Origin of the sequence: Streptomyces sp. NPDC058619 (genome assembly GCF_042717785.1) — a bacterium.
Taxonomy (GTDB): Bacteria; Actinomycetota; Actinomycetes; order Streptomycetales; family Streptomycetaceae; genus Streptomyces.
In genome coordinates this window covers 1-6,287 of sequence record NZ_JBHXQN010000118.1, presented here as the reverse complement: position 1 = coordinate 6,287, position 6,287 = coordinate 1, and the positions used below count along the sequence as shown (strand labels likewise).

General features: G+C 69.2%; 4 protein-coding genes. 3 read left to right on the top strand and 1 reads right to left on the bottom strand.

Features of this window, described 5'->3' with window-relative positions; all coding sequences use genetic code 11:
• Positions 1 to 810 precede the first annotated feature (810 nt).
• Together ACFWTC_RS38270 and ACFWTC_RS38265 are read left to right on the top strand one after the other, a co-directional pair.
• Positions 811 to 1,050 (top strand): hypothetical protein, encoded by a 240-nt coding sequence (locus tag ACFWTC_RS38270; RefSeq protein WP_384030541.1) that lies wholly within the window; start codon positions 811 to 813, stop codon positions 1,048 to 1,050.
• 58 nt (positions 1,051 to 1,108) lie between these two features.
• Positions 1,109 to 1,762, top strand: a complete 654-nt coding sequence (locus ACFWTC_RS38265) for a class I SAM-dependent methyltransferase (RefSeq protein WP_384075118.1) — start codon at positions 1,109 to 1,111, stop codon at positions 1,760 to 1,762.
• A 978-nt stretch (positions 1,763 to 2,740) separates the two neighbouring features.
• Here ACFWTC_RS38265 and ACFWTC_RS38260 read toward each other — a convergent pair.
• The gene (locus ACFWTC_RS38260) at positions 2,741 to 3,127 is read right to left on the bottom strand and encodes a hypothetical protein (protein WP_384030537.1); all 387 of its coding nucleotides are present in this window, start codon (positions 3,125 to 3,127) and stop codon (positions 2,741 to 2,743) included.
• Between the two features lie 580 nt (positions 3,128 to 3,707).
• Between ACFWTC_RS38260 and ACFWTC_RS38255 the strand changes: the two genes are divergently transcribed.
• Positions 3,708 to 6,149 carry a SpoIIE family protein phosphatase gene (locus ACFWTC_RS38255; protein ID WP_384075115.1) on the top strand — a complete coding sequence of 814 codons (2,442 nt, stop codon included), beginning with the start codon at positions 3,708 to 3,710 and terminating at the stop codon, positions 6,147 to 6,149.
• Positions 6,150 to 6,287 lie beyond the last annotated feature (138 nt).

The following is a 6,287-nucleotide window of genomic DNA, read 5'->3' as shown; positions in this document are numbered from 1 at the left end:
CGACGACTGCATCGGTCACTGGAACAGCCCGAGCATGCCCGTTGATCATGCTGCCGCACAGGGGAACTCCAAGATCCCCGACAGAGTCAAGCTTATGCCGTCGCCGCCCTGGCGGGCCAAGGTGGCGTCGCCCTCGCCGCGCTGGGCATGGACTGGGCGGGACCGGCGCCGACCACCCAGGCCGCCCCGGCCGGCCTCTGACCGCTTCCCGCGCCCACCGGACCCCGGGCCTCTTGAGGGTCGGGGTCCGGTGCTGTTCCCATGCGCCGGCCTTTCGGACCCGGGCGGCCGGGAGTCCTGCAGTTTGCTGGCGGGGCGGTCCGCCGTCTGGAGGGGGTTGGGTAGGGGAAGTCGAAGCTTCACCAGGTTTGGAAAGGGTCCCTCAGTGAAGTAGTCGGCGTGGTCGGCACCCCTTGACCGTATGGCCTGACCTGCACCGTTGTCCGGTCACCGTACGGGCATGAGGCGCCCTGCGAAGCGCCCCGCCAGACGCCCTGGAAGGCGCCTTGCCAAGCGCCCTGGAAGGCGCCCTGCCAGGCGCCCCGGCATCAAGCCCTGATGGCCAACTGCGCGGCCCGGACGCGGCGCGGCACTGCAACGCGAGGTGCAACACGGGCACCGCAGGTCTCTATCCGAAGCATCGCCGCAGGTCAGGACTACAACACGCGGTGGTATCGCGCCGGGGCGTTGCAGTGACACGGGCTGATGTTGCAGCCGGCACCAACGGGCTGAAGAGAAGCTCGGCCGGGCCGGGACCAGCGCTGACAGACTCGGCCGGGTCGTGATCGCCAAACGCCGACGGAGGACGCAGTGAGCCAGCAGGAACAGCCCTGGCAGCCGGGCCCGAACGATCTGCCCTTCACCACCCACCTGATCAACCCGCACGGCGACCGCCATCTCGGCTTCAACGATGGCGAAGGCCGTTACTACCGGCTTTGGCAGTACAAGGCCCCCGAGGCACTGCATGGCTTCGTAGGTGAGAGTGCGGAGATCTGTTGTCGACGAGTCTCAGCAGCAGTTGTGGATCACTGCGACGGAAACTATCGGTGAGAACTGACACTGCTGCTGAGCGTCTGGAGTGTCAGTGGCTTGCTGAGAGCATCGAGTCATGACTGACCGAACTGCTTCGATCATCGCCTACTGGGACGCCGCTGCAGTAACCTTCGATGACGAGCCCGACCACGGGCTGAGGGCCGACAGCACACGCGCTGCGTGGACCCGACTCCTGCACACCTTGATGCCAACCACAGCCGACGTTCTCGACATCGGCTGTGGCACCGGGTCCATGTCCTTGCTGTTGGCCGAGGCCGGACACCGGGCGACCGGGGTCGACCTGGCGCCGCGCATGGTTCAGCAGGCACGCACGAAGTTCGAGGCCGCCGGCCTTGACGGCCGTTTTCTCGTCGGTGACGCCATGATGCCCCCGACCGGGGAACAGCAGTTCGATGTCGTGTTGTCGCGGCATCTGTTGTGGACGCTGCCTGATCCGGAGGCCGCCTTGCGCGACTGGGTGAAACGCTTGCGGCCGGGAGGCCGGCTGGTGCTGGTCGAGGGGCGTTGGCATCAGGCAGGCCAGAGCGGCGCCCCGTATGTGGATGGCGCCGAATCGCTGCCGTGGAACGGCGGAATCGGCGCCGAAGACCTTACCGAAGCCGTGCGCCCTCTTGTTGCCGCAGTGCGTATCGAACCACTGAGCAGCGACCCTGACTTGTGGGGTGGTCCGGTGGACGACGAGCGGTATGCCCTCATCGCCGACCTGTGATGCCCCGAGGAGGGTCAGCCGAGTACGCCTTCGTGTTCGTGCGGCCCCCTCGTCGCGTCAAGCACCATCGGGCCCGAAGCGGTCCGCCCCGGGCGGCGGCACGGCGCTGGCGCGCTCCAGTCCGCCGGCCGCGGTATCCCAGACGACCAGCTCGCCGTCGAGGACCAGGCCCTCGGGCCCGGGGCGTGAGGGCGGCCCGGCGGTACTGCCCCCGATCGAAGCGGGCACCGGGCCTGACCCGCGCACGCCATATCGGCACGGGCTGCACCGACCCTAACCACACCCCGGACAGCGCCCGTCCGGCGGGTGGGGGCTCGTTCCTGACACCCGACGCTGACACCGCCGTCACGGTGACGCCCTCCCAGGGGCAGATCCGGCAGGGGCGTAGCGCATCGGGCGTCAGGACCTGGGACCGCCCCAGGAGGACCCGGGGGGAACGGATAGGGCCTCCCTGGGCGGTGTGTATTCCCGGCCCTTCAACGACCCGATATCCCATCGGTTCCGGGTCGCCCGGGTCGTTTGAGGCCGTCGTCAGCTTCCTGGTTCCTGGCCGGTGAGGTGCGGCCACAGCAGCTTGAGGTCACGGACGACCCGCCCGGCGAGGACGTCGGGATCATTGGCGGTCCACTGGTGGGCTGTCCCGATGGCGCCGGCGGCCTTCGTCCTGAAGCTGATCTCACTGGGGTAGGAGCCGGAGGTGACGCGGGCGGTGAACGTCGCTGGGGCCGCCGGGCGGGGAAGGAAGAGCAGCGGGTGGTGCGGGGTGAAGTCGAAGTGGCCCAGGCGGGCGGCTGGTTCTTCGTCCGGTTCGGTCCACAGCCCTATGGTGATGATGTGGGTGGTCTGGGTCTTTGCACAGCCCCAGGTCGAACGTGCCGGCCAGCAGGTCCTTCTCCCACTTCCAGACTTTTGCCCGCGGATCGAGTGCGTCGGCCCCGTCCCGGCGCAGCGGCATCAGGGCGCGCTCGAACGGGGCGATCAGATCGTCGTAGCCGGCCCGCAGAGCCATGCTGCTGGCGGGTCGTACGTCATCTCCCGGTCCGGCGTGATCTCCCACTTCAGGCCGTCGGGAAGCCGGGTGGTCAGGTACTCGCGCAGCGGGCCGATGACCAGCGGGAGGCCGTCCTTGCCGACCTTGGCATGCTCGGCCGCCGGCAGGCGGACCCACCAGGCGTAGTAGGGCGTGTCATGGTCGTAGGAGTCGTAATCGACGCAGGAGTCGTACTCGCAACCCAGCGAGGCGGCCAGCTCCGTCATCGTCTCCTTCGTGCGCGCCTCCAGGTCCGGCTCATTACCCGCGAGCCGCTGAGGGTCCCGGACCTCCAGTCGCCAGACCACCCACTCGAAGTCATGCCAGTCCGTCACGCGCACGCGCCTCCCGGGTCGACGGTGCAACCCCTGCTGTACCCGGCCAACGCCCCGCTCCCCTGCCTCGCCCCTGCTCGACAGCCCAGTACATCAAGGCCCGCGACAACGCCGGGAGCATTCGCGGTCACCGGTCACCCGCCCTCGGACGGGCCGACGCACGGCGCCGCCCACGCGCGGCGTTGGTCCAACTCCCGCTATCGCGTGCGGCGGCCCCTCCGGCTGGACCGCCGTGTCCGGCCGACTCCGGTGTCGTTGTCCGTGGGCGTGCACGATCCGTCCCCCGCGGAGCGCGCTGAGGGGCCCCAGCCTCCCCCAGCACAGGGGCCCCTTCCTGTTCAAGCGGGGCAGGACGTCAGGCGCAGACGAGCCGGTCGGTCACGAGCCGCTCAACACGTACCCCGCGCCAGATCTGCCGGGCGATGCTGTAGACACGGCTGCCAGCGCACCTGCCGCTGCATGGTCGACGCGCTGACAGGCGGCACCGGCTCCCTCGGCCTGCGCTCCGACTCGCGGGGACGGTCCCGGGCGCGACAGCATGGAGAGAGGGCGGTAGGCCGGATGCCCTCGAGAGGGTGTGATGCACACGGTGACTAGTCGTCGCTTTGTGTTCTGCGGGGCCGAGCTTGCCGCTGTATATGTGGTCGCCGACCAGGGTAGGGAACTCCATCTGGCCGAGCTGACCGGAAACCGCAGCGTTCTCTACGGACTGCCCGCGATCCTCGCCGTGGCCGGCCATTCGCCCGCCGCCAATGCCTTCCGCTCCGGCTGCCCCTTGTGGCTGACTCCCAAGGAACTCGCCACGTTCGTCGAGGATGAACCCCACCACTTCCCCACCCGGGTCCGGGACGGTGATCCCACCTCGCCGGCCAGGATCTCGCTGGGCGCGCTACCGCTGGGACACGGTCACCGGGAGCTCGGGTGCCTGATCGTCGCCGGGGAGGCTGGGGACGGCTTTAGCGCCGACGTCCGCAGCCTTCTGGAACTTTACGCCGATCAGGTGGCCGCCGGACTCGAATCCGTCGCCACGCGCTTCGCCGGACGCAAAGCCCCGCAGGCGCATCTGGGCCAGTCCCTGGTTCCTCCCCAAGGCGGCGCGTTCATCCTGGAACTGAGCACCGGCCGCATGGAGGCCCACGCGCATGTGCTGGAACTGCTCGGTCTGCCTGCAGAGCAGTTCGACGGCCAGGTGGAGACCTTGCTTGCCTGCGCCGTCCCCGACGACATGCCCGCACTGATGGCGGTCGTGGAGCCGGGCCGGCTGGCCGCCGCCGGACAGCAGCTGGCGTTCCGTATCCGCCGCCCGAACGGAGAGCTGCGCTGGCTGGGGCTGCGATGCCGTGTGGAGGTGGACTCCGGTGGCACGCCGCAGCGCCTCCTGGGCGTGGTGGCCGATGCCACCTATCTGCGCCCCAGCGCCGACGAGGTCTCTCTTGTGCAGCGGCTTTCGGCCACGCTGGCGGGGGCGGCGACCATCCAAGAGGTCAGCCGGCTGGCGGTCGCCGCTCTGCGCGAGCCGCTCGGCGCCTCCCGGGTCGCGGTGGGCGAACTGGAGCCCGAGCGTCTCATAGTCACCTACCTCGCCCCTCCTGAGCCCGATGCCTGGCCCAAGGTCTGGCGCTCGCAATGGCGGTCCGAGTGGCCCGACGCATCGCTCAGCGACCTCCCCACCCTGCAGAGCGCGCTGCGTGGGGGGCACCTGAGTCTGTGGCCACCGGGAGCGGCTCTCGAACCCGGTCTTCTGGGCGTTGGGCCCGGCGGTCTCGCGGTGCTGCCGCTGCCAGCCGGTGGCAGGATCGTCGGGGTGTGTCTGGTGGGGTGGGACGCGGAGCACCGGTTCGGACCGGAGGAGCGGTCGCTGCTGACCGCGACCGCGGGTCTGGTGGGGCAGGCGCTGGTGCGCGCCCATGCACTGGACGCGGGCCACGAACTCGCCACCATGCTCCAGCGTAGTCTGCTCCCGCGTAAGCTCCCGGAGCTGCCGGGCGGGGTCGCTGTCGCCCGATACCTTCCCGCGACGGTGGGACTCGAGGTCGGCGGCGACTGGTATGACGTCATTCCGCTCCGTGACGGTCACGTGGCGTTCGTGATCGGGGATGTACAGGGACACAGCGCGGGAGCCGCCACCATCATGGGCCAGATGCGTACGGCGGTCAGGGCCTACGCAGTGGAGGGCCATCCGCCAGATGTGGTGGTCGCGCGGGCCAACCGTCTGCTCGTCGGCATGGAGACCGATCTCTTCGCCACCTGTGGGTATGTGGACCTCGACATGGAGGAGGGCATCGCCAGGGCCGTACGAGCTGGCCATCTGCCGCCGATACTGCGCCATCCCGACGGCGTCACCGAGGAGATTGTGGTTGAGGGCGGGCCCCCACTGGGAGTGCTCGCGGAAGCCGAATTCCCCATGACCGAGGTGGGGCTGGTCCCCGGCACTCTGCTCGTTCTGCTGACGGACGGCCTGGTCGAGTCCGCCAGGCTGACTCTGGAGGAGGGCATGCGGCGGGTGCGGGATGTGCTCACCGCGGCCGACCCGGTAGACGCCGGAGGGATCGCCGACGAGTTGGTCGTCGGCGTGGGTCGTCGGGACGACGACGTGGCGGTGCTGTTGCTGCGCTACGACGGCACACGGGGCCGGCCACTGCGGAGCCACTGGGCGGTGTGGCGGCTGCCCAACGCGGTTCTGCATGCGCGCCGCTTCACCGCGCGCACCTTGCAGTCCTGGGGAGTAGTGGAAGAAATCGACACAGCTCTGCTGGTCGTGTCCGAGCTGGTAACCAACGCCATCGCACACACGCAGGGCGAGGTAGGGATGGATCTGACCCTGTCGGCGGACCGGCTGCGGATCGCCGTGAACGACGCGTCGCCGCGCAGCCCCGTCAAACCGGTATGGGTGAGCTGGGAGTCGACCGGCGGTCGAGGGCTGCTCATCGTCGAGGCGACGACGACGGCCTGGGGCTCGTTGCCGCTGGGTGGCGGTAAACAAGTGTGGGCTGATATTCCCTGTCGCCCCGCGAGCGGCTGACTCACAGGGGCGGTTTCTAAATGCCCGTGAACAAACTGATCGTTATTGATCAGAAACTCAAAGGGTTCTCGTCCAGGACGTAGCGGACGTGTGGGCCGCCGAAGTAGCCGCGGACAATGCGTGGCTGACGCTGGCGTC

Coding starts and splice junctions, on each gene's coding strand:
- ACFWTC_RS38255 (WP_384075115.1), top strand. CDS start 3,708: ATGCACACGGTGACTAGTCGTCGCTTTGTGTTCTGCGGGGCCGAGCTT.
- ACFWTC_RS38265 (WP_384075118.1), top strand. CDS start 1,109: ATGACTGACCGAACTGCTTCGATCATCGCCTACTGGGACGCCGCTGCA.